Source organism: Acinetobacter sp. CIP 64.2, from assembly GCF_000369645.1.
Taxonomy (GTDB): Bacteria; Pseudomonadota; Gammaproteobacteria; order Pseudomonadales; family Moraxellaceae; genus Acinetobacter.
This window is the reverse complement of sequence record NZ_KB850122.1, coordinates 1,142,547-1,163,843: the sequence shown is the minus strand read 5'-3', so window position 1 is coordinate 1,163,843 and position 21,297 is coordinate 1,142,547. Positions and strand designations below refer to the sequence as shown.

18 protein-coding genes and 2 pseudogenes are annotated in these 21,297 nt (G+C 40.1%); 9 read left to right on the top strand and 11 right to left on the bottom strand.

From position 1 onward, the window contains the following. The first annotated feature begins 123 nt into the window (after window positions 1-123). The 4 genes from xerA to gyrA all read left to right on the top strand — a co-directional run bounded on the left by xerA (window position 124) and on the right by gyrA (window position 6,625). On the top strand, window positions 124-1,011 hold the full coding sequence (gene xerA / locus F895_RS05585) for a site-specific tyrosine recombinase/integron integrase (RefSeq protein ID WP_010589962.1): 888 nt from the start codon (window positions 124-126) through the stop codon (window positions 1,009-1,011). 438 nt (window positions 1,012-1,449) lie between these two features. Then, complete coding sequence (locus F895_RS05590; RefSeq protein WP_005242778.1) at window positions 1,450-2,199, top strand: electron transfer flavoprotein subunit beta/FixA family protein; 750 nt, start codon at window positions 1,450-1,452, stop codon at window positions 2,197-2,199. 17 nt (window positions 2,200-2,216) lie between these two features. Next, a complete protein-coding gene (locus F895_RS05595; protein WP_005242777.1) occupies window positions 2,217-3,152 on the top strand; it encodes an electron transfer flavoprotein subunit alpha/FixB family protein in 936 nt (311 codons plus the stop codon). Window positions 3,153-3,895: 743 nt separating this feature from the next. Continuing rightward, a complete protein-coding gene (gene gyrA, locus F895_RS05600) occupies window positions 3,896-6,625 on the top strand; it encodes a DNA gyrase subunit A (RefSeq protein WP_005242775.1) in 2,730 nt (909 codons plus the stop codon). A gap of 46 nt (window positions 6,626-6,671) precedes the next feature. Here gyrA and F895_RS0119030 read toward each other — a convergent pair. The 4 genes and pseudogenes from F895_RS0119030 to F895_RS05615 all read right to left on the bottom strand — a co-directional run bounded on the left by F895_RS0119030 (window position 6,672) and on the right by F895_RS05615 (window position 10,487). Beyond that, window positions 6,672-8,318 (bottom strand): annotated as a pseudogene (locus tag F895_RS0119030) (ArnT family glycosyltransferase). Between the two features lie 14 nt (window positions 8,319-8,332). Continuing rightward, window positions 8,333-8,716: a GtrA family protein gene (locus F895_RS05605; protein ID WP_005242772.1), complete on the bottom strand. Its 384-nt coding sequence runs from the start codon at window positions 8,714-8,716 to the stop codon at window positions 8,333-8,335. After that, on the bottom strand, window positions 8,716-9,696 hold the full coding sequence (locus F895_RS05610) for a glycosyltransferase family 2 protein (protein WP_005242771.1): 981 nt from the start codon (window positions 9,694-9,696) through the stop codon (window positions 8,716-8,718). Before F895_RS05610 ends, F895_RS05605 begins: the two co-directional genes overlap by 1 nt. Further along, entirely contained in the window at window positions 9,696-10,487 is a 792-nt protein-coding gene (locus tag F895_RS05615) for a ChbG/HpnK family deacetylase (protein ID WP_005242770.1), read from the bottom strand. The genes F895_RS05610 and F895_RS05615 overlap by 1 nt, the downstream gene beginning before the upstream one ends. A gap of 175 nt (window positions 10,488-10,662) precedes the next feature. On the opposite strand from F895_RS05615, the gene F895_RS05620 reads away from it, so the two are divergent. After that, window positions 10,663-11,067: a transposase family protein gene (locus F895_RS05620; RefSeq protein WP_000669095.1), complete on the top strand. Its 405-nt coding sequence runs from the start codon at window positions 10,663-10,665 to the stop codon at window positions 11,065-11,067. 37 nt (window positions 11,068-11,104) lie between these two features. Then, window positions 11,105-11,497, top strand: a pseudogene (locus F895_RS19575) (transposase family protein); the annotation flags it as partial. A gap of 62 nt (window positions 11,498-11,559) precedes the next feature. Here F895_RS19575 and F895_RS05630 read toward each other — a convergent pair. From F895_RS05630 to F895_RS05645, 4 genes are read right to left on the bottom strand one after another with little or no spacing between them, the layout of a single operon-like run. Beyond that, window positions 11,560-12,648 (bottom strand): ABC transporter permease, encoded by a 1,089-nt coding sequence (locus F895_RS05630; RefSeq protein ID WP_005242768.1) that lies wholly within the window; start codon window positions 12,646-12,648, stop codon window positions 11,560-11,562. Then, window positions 12,645-13,775 carry an ABC transporter permease gene (locus tag F895_RS05635; RefSeq protein ID WP_005242766.1) on the bottom strand — a complete coding sequence of 377 codons (1,131 nt, stop codon included), beginning with the start codon at window positions 13,773-13,775 and terminating at the stop codon, window positions 12,645-12,647. Before F895_RS05635 ends, F895_RS05630 begins: the two co-directional genes overlap by 4 nt. 3 nt (window positions 13,776-13,778) lie before the next feature. Beyond that, complete coding sequence (locus F895_RS05640; RefSeq protein ID WP_005242765.1) at window positions 13,779-14,942, bottom strand: HlyD family secretion protein; 1,164 nt, start codon at window positions 14,940-14,942, stop codon at window positions 13,779-13,781. 12 nt (window positions 14,943-14,954) lie between these two features. Further along, window positions 14,955-16,451: a TolC family protein gene (locus F895_RS05645; protein WP_005242763.1), complete on the bottom strand. Its 1,497-nt coding sequence runs from the start codon at window positions 16,449-16,451 to the stop codon at window positions 14,955-14,957. A 350-nt stretch (window positions 16,452-16,801) separates the two neighbouring features. Between F895_RS05645 and serC the strand changes: the two genes are divergently transcribed. Further along, a complete protein-coding gene (gene serC, locus F895_RS05650) occupies window positions 16,802-17,881 on the top strand; it encodes a 3-phosphoserine/phosphohydroxythreonine transaminase (protein WP_005242761.1) in 1,080 nt (359 codons plus the stop codon). Window positions 17,882-17,958: 77 nt separating this feature from the next. Here serC and F895_RS20095 read toward each other — a convergent pair whose 3' ends face one another. Together F895_RS20095 and F895_RS05655 are read right to left on the bottom strand one after the other, a co-directional pair. Then, the gene (locus tag F895_RS20095; RefSeq protein WP_005242759.1) at window positions 17,959-18,102 is read right to left on the bottom strand and encodes a hypothetical protein; all 144 of its coding nucleotides are present in this window, start codon (window positions 18,100-18,102) and stop codon (window positions 17,959-17,961) included. Window positions 18,103-18,138: 36 nt separating this feature from the next. Next, the gene (locus F895_RS05655) at window positions 18,139-19,077 is read right to left on the bottom strand and encodes a hypothetical protein (RefSeq protein WP_005242756.1); all 939 of its coding nucleotides are present in this window, start codon (window positions 19,075-19,077) and stop codon (window positions 18,139-18,141) included. A 231-nt stretch (window positions 19,078-19,308) separates the two neighbouring features. Here F895_RS05655 and F895_RS05660 point away from each other — a divergent pair, with 231 nt between their 5' ends. Both F895_RS05660 and F895_RS05665 read left to right on the top strand, forming a co-directional pair. Next, entirely contained in the window at window positions 19,309-19,779 is a 471-nt protein-coding gene (locus F895_RS05660) for a YaiI/YqxD family protein (protein ID WP_005242754.1), read from the top strand. A 7-nt stretch (window positions 19,780-19,786) separates the two neighbouring features. Further along, entirely contained in the window at window positions 19,787-20,680 is an 894-nt protein-coding gene (locus F895_RS05665) for a DMT family transporter (RefSeq protein ID WP_005242752.1), read from the top strand. Between the two features lie 12 nt (window positions 20,681-20,692). Here the strand turns inward: F895_RS05665 and F895_RS05670 are convergent, their stop codons facing one another. Further along, window positions 20,693-21,274 carry a PilZ domain-containing protein gene (locus F895_RS05670; protein WP_005242748.1) on the bottom strand — a complete coding sequence of 194 codons (582 nt, stop codon included), beginning with the start codon at window positions 21,272-21,274 and terminating at the stop codon, window positions 20,693-20,695. Window positions 21,275-21,297 lie beyond the last annotated feature (23 nt).

The window sequence follows — 21,297 nt, the reverse complement described above, 5'->3', positions numbered from 1 at the left end:
CAGAGCCATAGATTCTTCGATATTTGTTTAATGATAAGTAGAAGTAAAATTTGCTAGACTGTCGTTGTGGGTATTGGCATAACACTGGAGAGCAATTTGGAAAGCCATGAAAAACTGCTGTCCATGTGGTTAAAAGAACGGATCATTCAAAATCAGTCCGAACATACCATTGCAGCCTATCAGCGTGATTTAACCGATTTCTTTAAGTTTTGTGAATATAAACAATTGCAATTGCAAGATGTCGAAGCCTCTGATTTGCGGGAATATCTGGCTGCAAGGGTTGAGCGAGATCAACTGGGTAGTAGTAGCTTACAGCGGCATTTGACTTCAATTCGCCAATTTATGAAGTGGGCGGAACAAGGTCAATATCTACAACAAAATCCATCTGAAGATTTTCGATTAAAACGTCAACCGCGGCCTTTACCAGGGATGATTGATATTGAAACTGTTCACCAAATTTTAGATCAAGCTGCACCAGAAAAGCCGATTGAACAACAATTATGGTTACGTGATAAGGCGATGCTTGAGCTCTTATATTCGAGCGGCTTGCGTTTAGCTGAATTGCAGGGCTTAACAATTAAAGATATCGATTTTAATCGACAACTTTTACGGATCACAGGTAAAGGCAATAAAACCCGAATTGTGCCTTTTGGCTTAAAGGCCAAAGACAGTTTGATTGAGTGGTTGAAAATCTATCGGATCTGGCAAGGCGACTTTAATGCGGATTCATCGGTTTTTATCTCGCAACGTGGCAATGCTTTAACACCGCGTCAAATTGAAAATCGGGTCAAGCTGCAAGCACAACGTGCAGGCGTCAATGTCGATCTGCATCCGCATTTATTGCGCCATTGTTTTGCCAGTCATATGCTGTCTGCCAGTGGGGATTTACGCTCTGTGCAAGAAATGCTGGGACACAGCAATCTGTCAACTACCCAGATTTATACCCATGTTGATTTTGAGCAACTGGCCAAAGTCTATGATCAAACTCATCCACGAGCGCAAAAAAACTAAATCTTGATATATTATGTTGCAAAATTGAGCATTTAATCATCAATGACTTTTCCACTTTGGGGGTGAGATTTGTTGAATTGATGTTCTTACTTAATTGACGCGTTTTTTCGAAAGTGAAAACACCTGCAAATTCGTCAGAAACGATCCGTTACAGAACACCCTCATGAAATAAAAAATGCCTGTTTTAGATCGTTGAATTTTATAAAATATTAAAAAAATCAAAGTTTAATATTCATCAGTTTTATAAACTAAATTTGTAGTACCAATCACTATTTTCAATATGTGAACTGAGCGTTTCATCTTTTTTATGGCTGTAGCGGAAATTGTGACTTGACCGAAATGCCAAATACATTGCAAGATAGGGCACCTAAAAAGTTTCAATCGAAGAGTTAGAATGCTCTTCATTACATTTACTTGCTTAGAACAGCCGAGGATTACATGAAGGCTCTTGTCGCTGTAAAACGTGTGGTTGATGCCAACGTTAAAGTTCGTGTTAAGCCGGACAATAGTGGGGTTGACCTTACCAACGTTAAGATGTCAATCAACCCATTCTGTGAAATCGCAGTGGAAGAAGCGGTTCGCTTAAAAGAAAAAGGAACAGTTTCTGAAATCGTTGTTGTTTCAGTGGGTGCTAAAGAAGCTCAAGAACAAATTCGTTCTGCAATGGCTCTAGGTGCTGACCGCGGTATTTTAGTTGAAACGGCTGATGAAGTTGGCGCTCTTGAAGTTGCTAAAATCTTGAAAGGCGTAGTTGATGCTGAAAAACCAGAGCTTATTCTTCTTGGTAAACAAGCAATTGATGACGACTCTAACCAAGTAGGTCAGATGCTTGGTGCTTTACTGGGTGCAGGTCAAGGGACTTTCGCATCTGAAGTTAAAGTTGAAGATGGTAAAGTTCAGGTCACTCGTGAAATCGACGGTGGTTTACAAACTGTTGAGCTTACACTTCCTGCAATCATCACCACTGACTTACGTTTGAATGAGCCACGTTATGCTGCTCTTCCAAACATTATGAAAGCGCGTAAAAAACCGCTTGATACTAAGTCACCTGCTGATTATGGCGTTGCAACTGGTACTAAACTTAAAACAGTTAAAGTTGAAGCTCCTGCTGAACGTAAAGCTGGTGTACAAGTGAAGTCTGTAGACGAGCTTGTTGAAAAATTGAAAAACGAAGCGAAAGTGATCTAATACAGAAGGATAAAATCATGAGTATTTTAGTTATCGCTGATCACAACAACCAGACACTTAACGGTGCAACTTTAAACGTTGTTGCGGCAGCTCAAAAAATCGGTGGTGATATTACTGTATTGGTTGCTGGTTCTGGTGCTCAAACAGTTGCGGATGCTGCTGCTAAAGTTGCTGGTGTAAGCAAAGTATTACTTGCTGACAATGCTGCTTATGCAAACCAATTGGCTGAAAACGTTGCTGGTTTAGTTGCTGACATCGTGAAAGGCGGATACAAATACGTATTAGCTGCTTCTACCACAACAGGTAAGAACCTTCTTCCACGTGTTGCTGCACTTCTTGACGTAAGCATGATCTCAGACATTATTGCTGTTGAATCTGCAAACACATTCAAGCGCCCAATCTATGCGGGTAACGCGATTGCAACTGTTCGATCTGACGAAGCTATTATCGTTGGTACAGTTCGTGGTACAGCATTTGATGCAGTTGCTGCTGAAGGCGGTTCTGCTGCCGTTGAAGCGGTTGCTGAAGTGAAAGATGCTGGGATTTCTAAGTTTGTAAACGAAGAAATCGTGAAACTTGATCGTCCAGAATTAACTGCTGCGCGTATCGTTGTTTCTGGTGGTCGTGGTGTCGGTTCTGGTGAGAACTATCACAAAGTACTTGACCCATTGGCTGACAAGCTTGGTGCTGCTCAAGGCGCATCACGTGCTGCGGTAGATGCTGGTTTCGTACCAAACGACTTCCAAGTTGGTCAAACTGGTAAAATCGTTGCACCAGATCTTTACATGGCGATTGGTATCTCTGGTGCGATTCAGCACTTGGCAGGTATGAAAGATTCTAAAGTTATTGTTGCAATCAACAAAGACGAAGAAGCGCCAATCAACAGTGTTGCTGACTACTGGTTAGTCGGCGATTTGAACACTGTGGTACCTGAATTGGTATCTAAACTTTAATTCGCTCTGAATAAAGTTGAAAACGCTCCGAAAGGGGCGTTTTTTTATGCTTTAAATGTAAGGGGAATCGTTATCACCATTTATTTTTTTGTTTTTGTTATGCGGTGTACCTAAAGCTTGTGGTGAGCCAAATATGGGTTGTATTCGTGTTATAAGAACAATACATCATGAAGTAATGCACACTCCTCAATCGATGCCTGAATGGCGCTAGAATCAAAATAAGGGCTATTCGTACTCAGAGCTGTGATCATTGGGGGGCTATTTCCTGATGTTGATACAACATTTCTTTTAATGCAGTTTTTCTTGAATAAACATTTCGCTCTATTTTTTCATTTTATGGGCCTGTGAAGAGCTTTTATGAACAAGATGTTTTAAATACGGTTCAGATTAGGTCATCTGTTGCCTAAAGTTTAATACGCATTTATCGGTCTGAAAGAAGAAGCTAAATTTTATTTGATTCAATACTTTTATTGAATCATTTGATGAACTTTTGTTCAAAAAGTCTACGAATCCTTTTTTATCGGCATACATGATATTTGATAATTTTAAGTTATTAATTTATATAAATTTTTTATTGTAAAAAAATGCTATTTTTAGATGCATAAACTCACAGTTGATGAGTGCTTTATGCTATACTTTTCCGCTGTATTTTTTATTTTTAGTTCAAGCCCTTGAGCTAAATTTTTGCAAGATTGAAGACATAAAAACAGGTACAACTCTCTACCTGTAAACAAGGAGTATGCATGAGCGTATCGGAAATCAGACCGATTGCCATTGAGGACGAACTCAAGCATTCATATCTAGATTACGCGATGAGCGTAATCGTATCTCGTGCATTGCCAGATGTGAGAGACGGTCTAAAACCTGTTCATCGTCGCGTATTATATGCGATGCACGAATTGGGCAATGATTATAACAAAGCGTATAAAAAGTCTGCTCGTGTTGTCGGGGACGTGATCGGTAAATATCACCCTCATGGTGACAGTGCAGTATACGAAACAATTGTTCGTATGGCGCAGGACTTCAGCTTGCGTTACATGTTGGTTGATGGTCAGGGTAACTTCGGTTCGGTCGATGGGGATAGCGCAGCAGCAATGCGTTATACCGAAGTCCGTATGCAAAAACTCACCCATGAAATTTTAGCCGATCTGGAAAAAGATACGGTTGATTGGGAAGATAACTACGACGGTTCTGAGCGTATTCCTCAGGTGATGCCAACGCGTATTCCAAACCTTCTGATCAATGGTACGACGGGTATTGCGGTAGGTATGGCGACCAATATGGCGCCACACAACATGACCGAAGTTGTGAATGCATGTTTGGCTTATGCCAATAACCCGAATATTTCTGTAGAAGGTCTGATGGAGCACATTACTGGTCCAGATTTTCCTACAGGCGGTATTATTTACGGTAAATCAGGCATTGTAGATGCTTATCGCACTGGTAAAGGTCGTTTGCATATTCGTGGTAAATATCACTTCGAAGAAGACCAGAAAACAGGTCGTACCACGATCGTATTTACTGAAATTCCTTATCAGGTCAACAAGGCAAAAACCATTGAGCGTATTGCCGAGTTAGTCAAAGAAAAGAAACTTGAAGGAATTTCTGAACTTCGAGACGAGTCTGATAAAGACGGTATGCGTATTGCCATCGACTTGAAGCGTGGTGAAAACGCTGAAGTTGCGGTGAATAATTTATTCTTGCATACACAATTACAAAACTCGTTCAGCATCAACATGGTCTGTCTCGACAATGGTCAGCCAAAGTTGATGAATCTGAGAGAGATTATTGCGGCATTTATTCGCCACCGCCAAGAAGTGGTGACCCGTCGTACCATGTACGAATTGCGCAAAGCACGCGAGCGTGGTCATATCTTGGAAGGTTTGACGGTTGCCTTAGCCAATATTGATGCCATTATTGAAACCATCAAAACGTCTGCGAATCCAGCTGAAGCGCGCGAGCGTTTACAAGCAGGTGAGTGGGCTGGTGGTGGTGTAGTTGCATTGCTTGAAAAAGCAGGTGCTATCTCTGTTCGCCCAGATGAAATTGAAGGTGAAGACCCAGCACGTCCATTTGGCTTATCGGGTGATATTTATCGTTTGTCACCGACTCAAGTTGGCGCGATCCTAGAATTACGTTTGCATCGTTTAACGGGCTTGGAACAAGACAAGTTACATGCAGAATATACTGAAATCTTAGGTCAAATTGCTGAATTAACTGCAATTCTGAATGATTTTAACTTGTTGATGAATGTGATTCGTGAAGAACTTGCGTTGATCTTGCAACAATATGGTGATGGTCGCCGCACTGAAATTGTAGAGTCTGGTGTTGATTTCTGCCGTGAAGACCTGATTCCTGAAGAGCAAGTTGTATTGACTGTGTCTCAAACAGGTTATGCGAAAACTCAGCCACTTTCTGATTATCAAGCGCAACGTCGTGGTGGTCGCGGTAAGTCTGCAACTGCAATGAAAGATGATGACATCATCCAGCATTTAATTGTGGCATCGAACCATGCAACGGTACTGTGCTTTACCAATGTCGGTAAAGTCTATCGCTTACGCGTGTTTGAAGTGCCGCAAGCGTCACGTGGTGCCAAAGGTCGTCCGATTATTAATTTGCTTCCATTGGATGCAAATGAAACTGTAACTGCAATCTTACCGTTGACGGAATTTCCTGAAAATCACTATGTCTTTATGGCGACTGCCTCAGGTACGGTAAAACGTGTTGAACTAGAACAATTTAGTAATGTTCGTTCAAATGGTTTGCGTGCGATTGAGCTGAATGAAGAAGATACCTTGATTGGTGTTGCGATTACCGACGGTAATCAGCAGATCATGTTGTTCTCGAATGAAGGGAAGGCAATCCGTTTTGCTGAAACTGATGTTCGTGCCATGGGTCGTACTGCCAAAGGTGTACGCGGTATGCGCGTTAGCTTCGCAAGCAATACCATTGAAGCTGAAGATGCCGATGTTGAAAATGATGATAGTGATGACAATGATGATTCATCAGATTCAAACTTAGTTAGCCGCATTGTTTCACTGGTTGTTGTGCCTGAAACGGGTGAAGTGCTGTGTGCATGCGCCAATGGTTATGGTAAGCGTACTCCTGTGGATGACTTCCCAACCAAGAAACGTGGTGGTAAGGGCGTAATTGCGATTAAGACCAGTGAGCGTAATGGTGAGCTGATCGGTGCCGTATCGATTGATGAAAGCAAAGAACTGATGCTAATTTCTGATGGCGGTACTTTGGTTCGTACGCGTGCTGCTGAAGTGGCAACGACAGGCCGTAATGCGCAAGGTGTTCGTTTGATTCGTCTAAGCGATGCTGAAACCTTAGTCGGTGTTGTATCTATTGAAGCAGTTGAAGATGACGAAGAGTTAGATGCGATTGATGATGTAGAAAATACTGGGGGAGAAGCGATTACTTCTGAGGAAGTTGCCGCTGAACCAAAAGAGGATACGCCTGACGCGTAATGCTTTTAAGTAAGAAAAAAGGAAGCTGATTAGCTTCCTTTTTTCTTTAGTGATTTTGATTAATTAAAAATACATCGTAGTTGCGATAGTGACGTACTTTTATATTTGGGTTATCTGTCTGGTAGCCGTTCGGATTACTAATAATGACCATTGGCTGTTTTTGCTCTAAAGCTTTTTCAAGTTGCTGTTTATTCCATAAGTATTGTTTGCGTTCAGGCTCAAATAGCAGCCCATCTTTAAGCTCTAATGATGAGTTATCTGTTTTGACACTGTCCCAATCGTTGACAATATAAACTGGTTTTTTCAGATTCAATAAAAAGGGAATGTCATAAAAATAGTTATAGTAGAAAACAACATCTGAATTTGGCGAGATCGAATGTGCAAAATCGACTTGGTCAGCGTTATTTTTACTATCGAGTAATGGTACGGCAATTGAAATAGAGGTACAGAAGATGATTAAACTTAAGAAAATTGCAGTTAAATAATCAATTTTCTTTTGCTTGAATAACCAGCCTAGACCAAAAGGAACGATGCATAAAATTGCACCTATGATGTAAATTTGAATGGCATGTGCTTGGTAGAACGCATGCGCATTCTTGATAAAGTGTGGTGCTAAAGTGATCGCCAGCCCAAGTACAAAAATAAAAACAGCCGTTCCCCAGACTTGTAATCGATTCTTCTCTGGATTCTGCAATGCGGCACGCACAGCAACAGCAAGCAAGATCGCCATTGGGGCGACAGCTGGTAAGATATAGCCTGCCAATTTTGAGGGAGGAATTGAGAAAAAAATACTCACCGAGATAAACCACCATAGGCATAGTGCCAATAAAGATGGAGACAGTGATGTTTGAAAAATACCTTTTGGAAATTTAAATCGACTGACAAAGAACCATGGCAAAAAACTTACAAACAAAATGAGATAATAGAAAAACCAAGGTTGTTTATTATTGAACTCATTCGAGCTGAATCGGCTAAATTGTTGATCAATGAAAAAATAGTGTAAAAATTGCGGGTATTTTAATTGCACCCAATAGATCCATGGTGCAGTCAGAGCAAGAAAAAACAGAATTGCGAAAGGGTTGAGTAAGGCTGGGATTTTTCGCCATTGCTGTGTGTAAAGTAACCAAGGTAGTAAAACCATGCCAGGAATTAACACACCAATTAACCCCTTGCTCAAGAAGCCCGCAGCTGCTGCAAAGTAAGCTAAAAATAAAACTGATTTTTTTCCTGAGAAGGTAAAGTCAACAAAACTTAAAATACAAACCGTCATCCATGAGGCCACTAACAGGTCATGGTTGATATATTCACTGCTTCCATAAAACAATAAACTGGTTGCCAGAATTATAATGCTGAGTTGGGCAATCTGTTCTGATACATGTTTTTTTTAAAAAATGAACAGGCTGATCAGCATCATGCAGGCAGCTAGGGTTGGAACCAGTCGCAGCACCCAAATGTGTATACCAAATACTTCCATCAAAGCGGTTGAAAGCCAATGCAACAATGGTGGTTTGTGCATAAATGGTAAGCCATTGATACGAGGAATCAGCCAGTCTCCAGATTCCAGCATGAAGCGGCTGATGTCACCATATCGACCTTCATCTGGGACCGATAGTGGACGTATCCATGAGGTTATCAATAACCAAAGTGGTAAAAAAATAAGCAAAAACTTGGATGAGCGTAGCCATTGTTGCATATATTTAATCCCCATTATTGGAATGCAAAATAACGGTTAAGTAAAAAGGTAAATAAAGAAGTAACGCCAATACTGAAAATAACCAGTACGGAGACGTTGGTCTCAAGAAAGTGGTGACTGATGAGTAATAGCGATTCATTAAAAATAAAGCCAAGTCCAGCGACCACAATAAATTTTTTCAGGGTTTCTCTATGTTGTAGGTGGGTCGCTTTAAAAGTAAAAATACGGTGACCGAAATAACTGATCCAGAATGCAATTAAAAATGCGAAGAAATTGGCGTATTTCAATGCGATTTGGTATTGAGGCTGAATCAACAGAATGACTATAAGATAATGAGCACATGCCGCAATTAAACCAACAAGACCAAACCGAAAGAACTGGAGGAAATGAGTCTGCATCAGAGAGAAGCTACATTGTTTTGTTTATCTTGAATGACGGGTTTGGACTGAAGATGTGAATATTCTGCCGAGACAATGTATTTAGGTCGATTTTTAACTTCCGCATAAATACGTCCAATATATTCACCTAAAATCCCGATACAAAGCAGTTGAATCCCGCCTAAAAGTGTCATACCTGCTGCCAGTGTCGCCCAGCCGGGTACGATCACTCCTTCAATTAAAGTTTCAATAATAATCCAGATGCCATAACTCATTGCAAATACTGCAAGTAGAGCTCCGATGTAAATACATAAACGTAAAGGTAGGTCTGAAAACCCTGTTAAGCCAGACATAGCCAACTGAAACAGGGATTTAAAGTTGAAGCTCGATTGTCCATGCTGGCGTTGTTGCTCGGTAAAATGGATCCCGATAGTTTTAAAACCAACCCAGGCAAATAGCCCTTTCATGTAGCGGTTTTTTTCAGGTAAGTTTTTAACCGCCTCAACAACTTTCGCATCGAGCAAACGAAAATCACCTGCATTTTCAGGAATATCGACAGTAGAGCTGAGATTTAAGATATGGTAATAACCTTGGGTAAAAAGCTTTTTCAACCATGATTCGGTGCTTCGATCTCGGATACCATACACCATGTCATAACCACTTTTCCAAAGTTGAATCATGGTTGGAATGGCATCCAGAGGGTGTTGGAAATCTGCATCAATCAGTAATGCAGCATCGCCTCTGACATGATCCAGACCCGCACTTAACGCAGCTTCTTTACCAAAATTACGTGATAGGGTGAGTATACGTAATGGATAGTCGTCAAGCATTTGCTGTAAAACTGCGATACTTTGATCTTGGCTACCATCATCTACAATAATGATCTCATAGCGTAAATTTTGTTGTTCCAGTTGCTGAGCCAATCCAGGAATAAATTTTTTCAGATTCTCTGCTTCGTTATAAGCTGGGACGACACAAGATAAAAATGGATTGTTTGTCATTATAATGCACCCATTGTGGTCAGCGAAATTTGATAGAGTCGACAATCATCACGAAACTGAGATGAACTGAGATATTGGAACTCCCTAACACGTGCCTGAGCTATCGGGTCCTGATAGTCAATTGCTTGGGTTGCTGGATGGCACATGATTAATAAATTATCTTGTGCACGCATTAACCACTGTTGGTTTAATCGAGCGTAGTCTTCCTGCTCAAAATCATAAATGCCTGCGAAATATTGGTTTTGATAGATATTTTTTTGCTTACATAGCGTCGCTAAGCTTGTTGCACCTAGCGCTGCAAGTAAACGTGTTTTGATGGTGTAATGAGAAATAGTGAGGGGGTGTTGCAGGTTTCTGACCCATCCCTGAAAATTTTGCTGTTTAAGGAAGTTAATCAAGACATCCCGAATCACTGGAAATTGATGGATATGCTGATGTCCATCAATAAAATCAGGTTGTTTGCCCATCGCTACAATAAAATTATTCCATTGCTGTTCGAGGCTGCGTTGAATCATTTGGGCATCTAACTGGCGTGCCCATGCTTTCAACATCAGCATGGGAAGCGGCAATGCGAAGGTTTCTGCTTGAAAGGGATGGGTAAAATTAAGGTGTAAACCGACTTCTGCATGAGCCGTTAATGCTTTGAGTTGTTGTGCTGCAATTGGCCAATGCTCAGATTGGGTCATACATGAAGTAGCATGTAAAACCCCTTTTTTGATCAGCAATAGAATTGCCTCTGAAATTTCAGGGTTCATTGCAAAATCATCAGCACAATAGCAGACTTTAGCCATCTCAATACCTCAATTTAGACCAATTAAAAGATAAGATAGTGATCTAGTCTTACCTTTTAATTAATTTTCATTAAAGCAATATGCCAATAGACTTCCGTCATAAATCAAAAAACGTACAATTTATTTGATCTTAAATTAATCAGCAAAATTATTTAATTCAAGAGATAATCCTTGGATGAAATTCAAAGATATTCAAAAATTATCAAACGTTAAGTTTCGTAGGCTTACCGGTGTTAGTTGGGCTACATTTAACCTCATGTTGGCCGAGCTAAATAAGCATTTACCTCGTCATATTGGTAAAGGACGACCGCATAAATTACCGTTGGAAGATCGTTTGCTCTTATGTATAGAATATTGGAGAGAATATCGAACATTTTTCCATCTTGGTATGAGTTACGGTGTATCTGAAACGAGTGCAATTCGTATCACACGTGTTATTGAAGATACCTTAATCCGTTCTGGAAAATTCAACTTGCCAAAACAACTTCCTAATCGAGATGAAGTGGATTGGGAAGTTGTTGTGATTGATGCCACTGAAATATTAGTTCAACGTCCAAAAAAAACAGAAGAAATGGTATAGCGGTAAAAAAAAGCGACATACCTTTAAATTTCAGCTATCTATGCACTATATAACAGGTGAAATACTGAGTGTATGTGGAAGTCATGGAAGCATGCATGATTTTAAAATATTTAAAAAAAGCATGAGGAAATTAAAATTTAAGCCCTTTTTTATCGTTGATAAGGGTTATTTAGGGATAAAGAAATTGGGTTTTGGATGCCTCATGCCATCTAAAGCAAAGAAAACTGAAAAACTAGATTCTGAATTAAAAAAGTTAAATAAAGAGATTGGTCGTAGACGAATTCAAGTAGAGCATGTATTTGGAAGGATGAAATGTTTTAAGATTTTATCTTGTGTATATAGAAATCGTCGTAAAAGATTAAACCTGCGGTTTAATTTACTTGCTGGCATATACAATTTAGATTGGGTGAAAGATAAACAATTAAATTGATTGAAAAATGATTTATGAAGGAAGTCTAATATATCCTTAATAGCAACTTAAACTATTAAAAGCTATTTTTTCACGAGACGATAATAAGAAAGTGTCAGTAAAACTGCTGCAAGCGTTGCAAGATAAATTAATTTCGGTGCCACAATCGAGGTCGGTACACCCATTTGGTTAAGCTGAACAAACATTTGTACGCCATGGGTAGATGGGAGTGTCCACGCCAACCATTGCATCCACTGCGGCATGGCTTCGTGAGGCCACGCTGTTCCTGTTAGCAAGAACAGCGGCACAGAGGTGACCACGATCAAGTGCCCAACACGTTCAGGCATATCTACCAGTGAGCCGACCAACATGCCCAAGCCTATGACACAGCTGACATAAATGGGTACAGCGAGTAACATGCCCCAAAAATTACCGCCATGTGGAAATTCATATAACCAGAAGGTGAAGCCAAACAAATACAGACAGCTGAGACAACCTGTTGTAAAAATTGCAGCAAATGTTGCCCAGAATTCAATAGGTTTTGCTACCCAGCCTTGTTCACGATAACTGGCAATCAGCATGGCAAGTCCGAGCAAAATCGTTTGATGGATAATTAAACTGGCGACAGCAGGGAAGATATAACTGCCATAACCAGACATGGTGTTAAATAATGGAATTTGATGAATCGAAAGTTCTGGTTCAAAAGAGGAAGCATTGCCAAACTTCTCTAAATGTTCTTTCAGTGTATATTCAATTGAACTTGCTAAACCGACTCCAACTTCTTTGGTTCGAATAAAATACGCCGTGCTCAAATAGAGACCAATCCCACCCATTTCACCTCGTTTTAAGCTATTGGTTAGATTTTCAGGGAGTAACAAGATGCCTTCAGCTTGCTGGTTTTGAACCATCCGCTGCGCTTCCAGAAAGTTATCAGTCACCGTTGTGATTTTGATATGTGGGCTATTCGATGCTTGGCTAATGATTTTTGAGGTTAAAATGCTTTGTTCTTCATCCACAATCACAATCGGAATATCTTCGGCTGTTTGTGCTTTATAAGCAGTCGGGTAGAAGAAACTATAAATAAGTGTTGCGGCAATTAAAGTGGTAAACACTGAATTGTTGGCAAAAATGTTTTTAAAGGTCTGTATGTAATAACTGAAAAATGACTTCATGAACAAAGCTCCTGAGTATTTTTCTTTAACAGACGCACGCTCAACATAAAGAATAAAGCTGCAAAGAGGATTAATATCCCAAAAGGCACCACTGAAACATAGAGGTCGCTACCAATAATCCATTGTTCAGTTTGTAGTTTGGCATAAGGCGTGTAGGGAATAATCATCGACCAGAATTGAGTAAATGCGGGTGCATTATTTAAAGGTAGGGTAATCCCCGAGAAGCTAGGAGATGAGCCACCGTATAGCGCAATAAAGCCAAAGGTTTTGGGTAAATTCTGGGTTGCCAAGACCACCGTACTGCTAATGACTGCATAGGCAAAATATAATAAAAATTGTGCGACCAGAATCAAGCTGAGCGAACCTGCAATGAAGTAACCGCGAATATGTGCCAGCCAGAACATCCAGCACCAAGTCCATGCACAAAAAATAAAGACATAAAGCAAGATTTTACCCAGTAGGCTGGAAATAATCTGCTTTGAGATGACCCATTCACCGACTGTTTTGCGCTTAAATTCTTGTCCAATCGCAAAAGCGACACAACAGCATAACAATAAGTGTAAAACGGCAGGCACCATAAATGGTTCGAGAAACAGTTCATAACTCATGCTTGGATTATATAGGGTTGAAATCTTGATATGCGGTGTTGGCATATCCAGATAAGGAATACTATTGGCTAAATAGCTGTGCCCCATATAATCTGCCATGCCATTCAAGGTGCTAATCAGCATGGCAGAAGAAATGGTATTGCCGATACTAAAAAAAGACTGGTTGTAGGCAATACTGATCTGCGCATCTTGGGCCTTGACCAGACGTTGTTCAGCACCTTCAGGGATCATCACGAAGCCCCAAGCTTCTGTTTTATTGATCAGCTGTTCAGCTTCATCTTGACTGGCAGTAATGGTCTTAACTTTCAGTGTATGGTTAATACTAAGCGCATGAATCACTTTGCGACTCATTTGACTTTGATCTTGATCGATGACGACAATCGGTATGTGTTCGGCTTTACCTGACGAAAACATGCTGCCAAATAATAGAATCACCAACAGGGGGGCAATCACTGCCATAAATAGATCTACTTTATGGCGTTTTAAATAGCGCAATTCCCGCAGCATGACTGCAAACATTGCTTATTTTGCCTCTTCAATTTTAAACAATACACTCATGCCAACTTTCAAATCAGGAATTGATTGTTCTGGCACCAGATGAAACTTGAAGCTGCGAATATCATAACCACCAGTTTGGCGTGTAGTTTTGATGGTGGCAAAGTCACCTTCAGCATCAATATTTTTTACCTTAAAAGTGGCCTTTTGATTCAGTGCAGGAATAAAGCCTTCAAGGGTTTTGGTCTTATAGACTGAACTATACATATCTTCACGGACATTCAGGCTGACCCATAAATCGTGGTCTTCGATGATACTGACCACAGGCACACCAGTGGCAACGAGTTCAGTTGGCTTACCATAGGTCTTAGACACCGTACCATCGGTTGGCGAATACAGTTTGGTTTCTTCCGTCAAGGCATTGGCTTCTTTAACAGCCGCTTGTGCCATGGCAACTTGTGCGTCAGCTGTGGATTTTTGCTGCTCAGTACTACCTCGTTTGGCACGTGCATATTGTTGATAAGATCCTTCTGCTGTTTCACGAGCAGAGGTTTGTGCTGCCAGCATTTCATCACGGCGTTGACGTGAAATCACTCCTTGTTGATAGAGTGTCTCACCACGCTTATAAGTCGTAGCGGCCAATTCAGCTTGGGTTTTCATCGCTTGCCAATTAGCATAAAGCGTATCGATGTTTTCTTGTTGCGCCCCACGATACACAGTTGAATGGAACGCTGTGGCACTCTGTAAAGCGGCTTGTGCTTGTTCTTTTTTCGCTTCGAGTTCAGGACTAACGAAACGAACCAATGCTTGGCCTTTTTTAATTGGTTGGCCTTCAGTGACATAAAACTCTTCGATGCGGCTTGGAACTTTGGTGCTGATATGAACAGTTTCAGATTCAACCCGACCTTGTAGTTCAATCGCTTGAGGTTGATACGCTTTCCATAATCCAAATGCAATGACGCCCAATAGTAGAATCAAAATGATCAACCCAATCAATTTCGCTTTTGATTTTTTCGGCGGTTCAGCAGGTGGCTGTTGAGAGTTTGAAGTTCCAGTATTCGGCTCTGGTTGATTCGCTTTTTCAGCAGGGCTCACTTGCGCTGTTGCTGTTTCAGAACTTTGAGTCGTCGTTGTTTTTTCCACTGGATCTATATCGTGTTCTGAATTGGATGATGATTGATTTTGGTTCATAAATTTCTCCAATTAGCGGATATAGTCAGTACGTGGTTGATTAACATAAAGCTTGAATTCATCAATCGAACCATAGCTTTGCAATAAGGTCGCCAAAGATAAAATATATTTGTACGAGTTGATTGCCATTTCACTTCTTAATGCACTGAGAGCATTTTGTGCATCAATCACTTGGGTGGCAGTGCCCATACCTTCTTTAAATGAAAGCTGTTGAATGCGTAAGTTTTCTTGTGCGGCTTTAGTATTTTGAGTAAGCAGTTGATGACTGGTTTGGGACGAGCTTAATTCGCTATATGACTTATACAGCACATTTTCAACTTCTTGTTTAGTGCGTTCAGTCATGAGTTCAGCAGCGTACTTTTTTAGCTCAGCGGCACGGATATTTTTATTATTATCAATCCCAGAGAATAGATTGTATTTGGCCATCACGCCAACAATCCAGTTGTCTTTATTGTCTAATCCATATTCGCCAAAGGCAAACAGGCTGGGCTTTTTCGCGGATTGTTGAACTTTGACATTTTCATTGGCAAGTTGTGTATCCATCTGCAGTTTTTTAATCAAACTTGAATTTTGATCGTAATTGGCAAGCAGCTTATCCAAAGAATGATTTTGTGTGGTATTGACAAAAAGAGGGGTGGTGAGCTTTAAACCTTCTTTGGTTTTTAATAAATTCTGTAAGCTGAATTGGCTGGCTTGCAGATTCGACTGCGCATTTTGATAGCTTCGCTCCGCATTATTGCGCGCCACCTCAAATTGCATGCGTTGACCTTTATTAATGAAGCCTTGCTGTTCGAGTTTAAGTGCATTGCTATAGTGTTCTTGCATCGCATTTAAATTGAAAAGGCTGGCATTGAGTAATTGCTGTTGTAACTGCACATTAAAATAAGACTGAATCATCTCAAAACGTTGTGAGTCTTGTTGTTGTTTTTCACTGATGTTTGAGCGTTGTGCCTGAATGCTGGCAATTTGTTTGGCGCTACTAATTTTACCGCCAGTATAGAGTGGCATGACCATTGAAATGGAAGTCCGAACGTCATGATCTTTTACCGTCACATCAAGATTATTGGGAACCTGATTTAAACCTTCGTTAACGGTTTGATCAAAACCTTGACTGACCTGATCTATTACTTCTGGCGGAAGTGTACCTCCCCATTGCGATAATTTGTCATCAAAACCACGTGTCAGCGAGTTTTCTAGTCGACGTTTACTAGATTCTAACGGTACGCTGGTCTCACTGCGAAATGAGTAAGCACGTGCGTTCAAGTCAATACGTGGAAGACCTAAATGCTTTACGGCTTCCATTTCCAGCTGAGAGGCTTGTTGTAATGCTTGTTGTGCCTGTGAGGCATAGGCATTTTCCACAACATATTGTTCAGCGTCACTATAACTAAAAGTTTGCGCGAGTAGAGTTGTGGGCAACAGGGCACAGCTGATTAAACTTATACTCAAGCTTAACATTTTGGGAAACCGTTGGAGCTTAAAACTCGGTCGATTATGTTGTTTCAACATTTGGGTATGTCGCAATTTAAGAATATCCTGAGTAAGTCTAAATTCTTTTTATAAAAATTAAATATTATGTTTTTAATTAAATAGTTATATGGGGTGGATTGGTGTAGTGAATTTGTAAAAAGTAGAGTTTTTAATCTAAATAAAAACACTATAAGTTAAAGAATTGAAGGCTCATAAATAGGCGGTGCTGATCTGGCCTAAAATAATTGTAATGACAAAAACATGATGGAAAAATTAATAGTTTTTTTTGCAGTAAAATTGAAATATTTACTGGATAAGCTGCTGCAAGCTTCGCCAATCTATGATTAAATTCCCATTCCAATTTGTTCCACTTTAACAAGGGAAAACTCATGCGTGCTTATAATTTCTGCGCTGGTCCTGCTGCATTACCTACTGCCGTTTTAGAAAAAGCTCAACAAGAATTGTTGAATTGGCAAGGCAAAGGTCTGTCGATCATGGAAATGAGTCATCGTAGCAATGACTATGTTGCTGTGGCGGAAAAGGCTGAAGCTGATTTACGTAAGCTCATGAATATTCCTGAGAACTATAAAGTTTTATTTTTACAGGGCGGGGCGTCATTACAATTTTCAGCGATCCCATTAAACCTGTTAGGTAAAAATAACAAGGCCGATTATATCCATACAGGTATCTGGTCTGAAAAAGCCTTAAAAGAAGCAAAACGCTATGGCGATATTAATATTGTTGAAGCAGGTACTTTAATGGATGGTAAACATGCCATCACTGAACAAAGTACTTGGAATCTTTCAAACAATGCAGCCTATGTTCATTATGCGGATAATGAAACGATTGGTGGTTTGCAATTCGCAGCTATTCCAGATGTGAATGTACCGTTGGTATGTGACTATTCATCAAGCATTTTGTCTGCGCCATTAGATGTCAGCAAATTTGGTTTGATTTATGCGGGTGCGCAAAAGAATATTGGCCCAGCAGGTTTAACTATTGTGATCATCCGTGATGATTTATTGGATCAAGCCAAACCTGAGATTCCAAGCATTTTAAAATATGCTGATCAAGCAAAAAATGGCTCAATGGTGAATACACCAGCAACTTATGCATGGTACTTATCTGGCCTGGTGTTTGAGTGGTTGCTTGAGCAGGGTGGGGTAGATGCGATCTATAAAATGAACCAAGAGAAAGCGAAACTGCTTTATGGTTATATTGATTCAAGTGATTTTTATAATAATCCGATCGCCGTACCAAACCGTTCAATGATGAACGTACCATTCACCTTAGCTGATGAAGCACTTGAAAAAACCTTCCTGAAAGAAGCTGAACAACATCACTTATTGAACTTGGCAGGCCACCGTTCTGTCGGCGGTATGCGTGCAAGTATTTATAATGCCGTGCCATTACAAGGTGTGCAGGCTTTGGTGAATTTCATGGATGAGTTTGCAAAACGTCATGGTTAAGCAATAGAGTAGTCTTGCTCAAATAAAAGCCCTCGTTAGTGAGGGCTTTTATGTATGAATAGGGTTATGGTCAAAAATTAGAAAAAGCCAATTTGATGAAAAATTATTGCTGCTAAGAACATGCCCAGTAAAAAAAAGCAAAAAGCACCAACATCAAGTTTAAGACCTTGATCACCCGAATGAATCAAACTGGTGGTTGTTTGTTCTGGTATAATTTTCATTAGAACGCCTAAAAATGCCATTTATGTGATTTTTTGTCACTCAATAGCAGTTTTAGCATAAATATTGGCCTGAATCCATAGGTTGCCACGAATATATTGGCCAATGTTAAAGTTTTTATACAATTCATTTTTAGTGGCAATACGAATTATGATTGCTGGTAAATCATCTTCTAAAACTAAGGTGACATCATAAAGCGTATATTCATCCTGCATAAACTGCATCGATGTTTTACCTACGATATTACCCTGAAACCAAGCTTCATCTTCCTGACCTAAAGTTTCACCGAATAAATAAGCCACCATTTTAGAAAAGTCGACTGTAACAGGTTCTTGATCTTCTGGTGTTTTTGGCTGCCACTCATTAATCAGTTCTTGTAAGTTTTCAGGTGCAATTCCATTATGTTCAGCCAGAATCGCATTTAAAGCACGATGGTGTTTAATTGACGCTGGATCATCAACAATGATTTTCTCATCTTCAGAAACAGTTTCTAATTCATATGCCCAAGCATTAAATTGAACTTGATAGGTTTGATTCTTGTCGTATTGGCAACTATTTACACTGAATAAATTATCAAATGCATAAATCGTCGTATCTTTATTTAAATTCAAGCGTAATACGGCTTGAGTTGCAGAATCACAGGTAATAATTCGCTCAATTTTTGCATGGTACTTATATGGGCTTTCAAAACTTGGGAATGCGGTTTTTAATGCACGTGGTTTCTGATCTTCGACTGCAATAATCTGATTAATGGAAACAGCGTGTCCGCTTGGGCCCTGAATTAACCAGAAGGACTGATCCATCTCATGTTCATCTTCACAGAGCCCCATCGGCATTACAGGTGCATCAAGTGCCAATCCTAACCATTTGGGAACATCACTTTCGGGAGTATCGGTGAGTAAATTCCAATGCTCAGCATGATTACCGAAATTTTGATCTTGAATTTTAATGGTTTCTGGACTGTTTTGATTTTTCATAAAGCGAAATGCTAAAAAGATTGAACTTATTCTATTAAATCGAGGGTAATGCTCATATTTCAAGTCTGGATATGTAATTCGTTAAAAAATAATTCACTTTTTAGCCTGAAATATCAATGTACTGATTCAGTTGCCTGCTAAAGCATGAATTAATGTATGTGCGGACATGATCAGAACTCTACTTTTACTTTAATCTGCTACACTAGCGTTTTCTCAAGAGCTTTTGCCAACGTGCTGCCATTTAAATTATGGGTGGATGCCGATGCTTTACCTAAAATTTTACGTGAAGTAATTTTACGTGCATCTGATCGTTATCAACTCGAAGTCACTTTTGTTGCCAATCAGAATGTCGGCATTACGCCGTCGTTACGGATTAAATCCATTCAGGTCATGAGCGGGGCAGATCAGGCGGATCAGGAAATTGTAGATCGTATGCAAGAGAATGATATTGTCATTACACAAGATATTCCGCTTGCAGCGCAAGTGATTGAAAAAGGCGGAATTGCAATTCATCCTCGTGGTGAGATTTATACCACAGCCAACGTAAAAGCTCGTCTGCATTTACGTGATTTTATGGATACTTTACGCGGCGCAGGAGTACAAACTGGTGGGCCACCACCAATTTCAGAACGTGATAAACGTGAGTTTTCCAGTTCACTGGATCAGACCATTTTAAAACAAAAACGTAAAACCGCGCTTTGAGTCGATTATGCCATCACGCCTTAATTTAATGCTGACCTACGGGTTGCTGGTTTTTATCTGGGCAACGACGCCATTGGCGATTGTGTGGAGTGTCTCGGACTTGCATCCAATGTGGGCACTGGTCATTCGCTTTTTTATTGCCCTACCTTTGGCTGTCAGTATGGTCTTGCTTTTAAAGGTGGAGTTTCCGACGCATAAAATTGCCTTGTTGAGCTATAGCGCAGGTGCTTTAAGCTTGATTGGTTCACAAATCTTTACTTATGCGGCAACGGCATATCTCAGTTCAGGTTTAATTGCCCTGATGTTCGGTTTGGCGCCCATTATGGCAGGGCTGATTGGTCGTTTTGGCTTTCAACACAAACTGGCGGGATTACAGTGGTTGGGCATGGCTACCTCAATTATCGGTTTGGCGATGATTTGTTTAAGTGGAAGCCAACAGCATGTCCAGCCGATTGGTATTATTTTGATGCTGATCAGTGTTTTTTCTTATTCCTTATCTATTTTTCTAGTCAAAAAGATTGATGCTGATTTGCCTGTTATGGCACAAGCAACAGGTTCGATTCTGGTTTCAACCTTATTGGCGGTCTTGTTATTGCCGTGGATTTGGCCTTATGCACCGACACATATCCCATCAGCGAAATCACTATTGGCGCTGACATATACCGTAATTATGGCATCGCTGATTGCGATGTTTTGTTATTTTAAATTGGTTCAAAATCTACAAGCGACAACGTTGTCATTAACAACGGTAATGACGCCAATGTTGGCGATCTTGATTGGTGCGTACCTGAATCATGAGCAGTTATCCGTTCAGGTCTTTATCGGCGCAACGATTATCCTTTTGGGTTTACTACTCTATTTCTTTCGAGACCTAAGCGCATACCGCCGTTTAAAGGTTTAAGCGAGGTAGAAATTAATTGCTATCTGTGAGCTGAGCTTGACGAATACTGGCAGCTAATTTGGCTCGGTCCTGTGGATTTAAGGTAATGAAATAAGCTCCGATGCGGAACTTACCTTGCTCTTCTGCAGTACTATGCACTACTTGTGCGGTTGCTGCGATATGGAAGAAGTTTTCTGGATGGCTTAAGGTAATATGGATATAAGTGCCTTCGTTAATATCTTGAGAACTAAAGAAACTTAAGCCATTTTCTGAAAAGTTGACTTGCTCGGGTACAGGCAGTAAAGATTGTACGATATTGTCATAATATGACCCGGTAATCAGATTCAATTTCTGGTTAATCAGGGATAAGATGCGAGCAATTTGTTGATCTTTTTCATTTAATTGTTCTAATTCGTAGCGAAACGCATGATCAAATTGATCTAATTCTGCAAGTAGTAGAAAATAGCGTGGCAATACGAAATGGGAATCATATGGGTCATTCAGCGCAACATCATCTGGAATGATTTGATAATTGATTCTCAACACGGCATCAATACGAGACATCACACGACGTTCAGTGTTGTCGTCAACAAGATGATGTTGTGAATTTTCCATAATAAATCACCTCGGACTAGATG

Coding starts and splice junctions, on each gene's coding strand:
- F895_RS05605 (WP_005242772.1), bottom strand. CDS start 8,716: ATGCAGACTCATTTCCTCCAGTTCTTTCGGTTTGGTCTTGTTGGTTTA.
- F895_RS20095 (WP_005242759.1), bottom strand. CDS start 18,102: ATGAAAATTATACCAGAACAAACAACCACCAGTTTGATTCATTCGGGT.
- serC (WP_005242761.1), top strand. CDS start 16,802: ATGCGTGCTTATAATTTCTGCGCTGGTCCTGCTGCATTACCTACTGCC.
- F895_RS05665 (WP_005242752.1), top strand. CDS start 19,787: ATGCCATCACGCCTTAATTTAATGCTGACCTACGGGTTGCTGGTTTTT.
- F895_RS05640 (WP_005242765.1), bottom strand. CDS start 14,942: ATGAACCAAAATCAATCATCATCCAATTCAGAACACGATATAGATCCA.
- F895_RS05610 (WP_005242771.1), bottom strand. CDS start 9,696: ATGACAAACAATCCATTTTTATCTTGTGTCGTCCCAGCTTATAACGAA.
- F895_RS05590 (WP_005242778.1), top strand. CDS start 1,450: ATGAAGGCTCTTGTCGCTGTAAAACGTGTGGTTGATGCCAACGTTAAA.
- F895_RS05635 (WP_005242766.1), bottom strand. CDS start 13,775: ATGTTTGCAGTCATGCTGCGGGAATTGCGCTATTTAAAACGCCATAAA.
- F895_RS05670 (WP_005242748.1), bottom strand. CDS start 21,274: ATGGAAAATTCACAACATCATCTTGTTGACGACAACACTGAACGTCGT.
- F895_RS05655 (WP_005242756.1), bottom strand. CDS start 19,077: ATGAAAAATCAAAACAGTCCAGAAACCATTAAAATTCAAGATCAAAAT.
- F895_RS05630 (WP_005242768.1), bottom strand. CDS start 12,648: ATGAAGTCATTTTTCAGTTATTACATACAGACCTTTAAAAACATTTTT.
- xerA (WP_010589962.1), top strand. CDS start 124: ATGTGGTTAAAAGAACGGATCATTCAAAATCAGTCCGAACATACCATT.
- F895_RS05620 (WP_000669095.1), top strand. CDS start 10,663: ATGAAATTCAAAGATATTCAAAAATTATCAAACGTTAAGTTTCGTAGG.
- F895_RS05595 (WP_005242777.1), top strand. CDS start 2,217: ATGAGTATTTTAGTTATCGCTGATCACAACAACCAGACACTTAACGGT.
- F895_RS05645 (WP_005242763.1), bottom strand. CDS start 16,451: ATGTTGAAACAACATAATCGACCGAGTTTTAAGCTCCAACGGTTTCCC.
- gyrA (WP_005242775.1), top strand. CDS start 3,896: ATGAGCGTATCGGAAATCAGACCGATTGCCATTGAGGACGAACTCAAG.
- F895_RS05615 (WP_005242770.1), bottom strand. CDS start 10,487: ATGGCTAAAGTCTGCTATTGTGCTGATGATTTTGCAATGAACCCTGAA.